Origin of the sequence: Rhizobium sp. RCC_161_2 (assembly GCF_041355235.1) — a bacterium.
Lineage (GTDB): Bacteria > Pseudomonadota > Alphaproteobacteria > Rhizobiales > Rhizobiaceae > Rhizobium.
In genome coordinates, this window is the sequence record NZ_JBFUPL010000043.1 from 1 (window position 1) to 1,263 (window position 1,263).

2 protein-coding genes are annotated in these 1,263 nt (G+C 58.8%); both read left to right on the top strand.

What is annotated here, in order from left to right:
* Nucleotides 1-153 precede the first annotated feature (153 nt).
* Nucleotides 154-573, top strand: a complete 420-nt coding sequence (locus AB6803_RS33070; protein WP_174042375.1) for a SyrB-like regulator — start codon at nucleotides 154-156, stop codon at nucleotides 571-573.
* Between the two features lie 131 nt (nucleotides 574-704).
* On the top strand, nucleotides 705-1,263 hold a 559-nt coding region (locus AB6803_RS33075; protein WP_371112790.1), incomplete at its 3' end, for a hypothetical protein.

Here is a 1,263-nt window from a genome sequence, read left to right on the forward strand (position 1 = left end):
TCAAGGCGAGCGAATTAACCTCACCTCCACTAATCTTCCAGCCTGAGCGTTCGGCGCTGGGGTCCAAAAACGGCGAGCTGTCCATCGGGCTCTTATTGACTCCGCCTGCTACTCAGCCGAAAAGAACTCTTGGCTGCACAGGGGAGATAACTCATGGCTGACGAAAACAATACGGGTTCCATTGCCCAGGCTGTAGAGACGGATGCACCGGCAAAGACGCCGACTGCGAAGAAGCAGCGCGCACCGCGGCGCAAAAAGGCAGTTGCCGAGACGACGGTCGCCGCCTCAACGACTGAGGCTGTGAAGGCGCCGAGGGGTCGCCGGAAGCGTGGTGAACAAGCCGCTGAAACCACAGCGGCACCGGTTGAAACGCCAGTCGCCAAACAGCGCAAGACGAGGGGCCCCAACAAAGGCCCCAGAAAAACTAAGGTCGCTGCGACGCCTGTCCCAGCAATCGACGAGTTCGCGGATCTTGTTCAGCTTGAAGAAGAGAATAAGCGGCTTCGCAAAACCCTGGCAGAGAAGCTGCGTGCGGAAAATGCCGACCTGCGCAAGCGGCTCGGGCTTGCCTGATCACCAAGCAGCAATGGGCCGGTTGCGGCCGCTAAATTCTCGGTAGGAGAGACATTCTCGGGCTCGCGTTGCGAGTCCGGATCCGGAGCTGCGGCAACGTCGTGGTGCAGTTTGCTCGAGGTTGAAGCACGATGAAATCACCATGGAAATTTCTTGTTGAACTGACGTCGCGGGGACGAGCGGCAGAAACGCCGGCGGCTTCGACTGAGGATGATGCCGAGACCACGGCAATCGAAAGCGAAGCACAGCAAGTTCCGGCGCTTCCGTTAAACTCGACGGAAACATCTGACAGACCTGACCACGAAGAAACCCCACCTGTTGATTTCGGGACGACGACGACGTCAACCGAAACGGCAAGCGATCTTGATGCAAGGCCGGCAGTCTCGCTGCCGGGTGATGTCGAAGAGATCCAGGCACCGGTGCGCAAGAAGACCAGCCAGTCGAGCGCTGAGGCACCTGCATCGGTGCCGCAAAACGAGAGAAGCAGACGGTCTCCACCAACACTACAGGCGAAGCGGCCAGTACGCGCCAGGAGAGCCCGCACCAATGTGGACGCGGAGAGCGCTCGCCCCACGAATAAGGATCAAACTGCGCAATCCCCGTCGCCCCGGGAAACCTTATTGAATGAGGCCATTAGCCTTGACGAGGAAATCAGGCGATTGAGACGGCAATTGGCCCAAAAGCTGCATT

Bases quoted from the DNA above. Each gene is read 5' to 3' on its own strand.
- AB6803_RS33070 (WP_174042375.1), top strand. From the start codon at position 154: ATGGCTGACGAAAACAATACGGGTTCCATTGCCCAGGCTGTAGAGACG.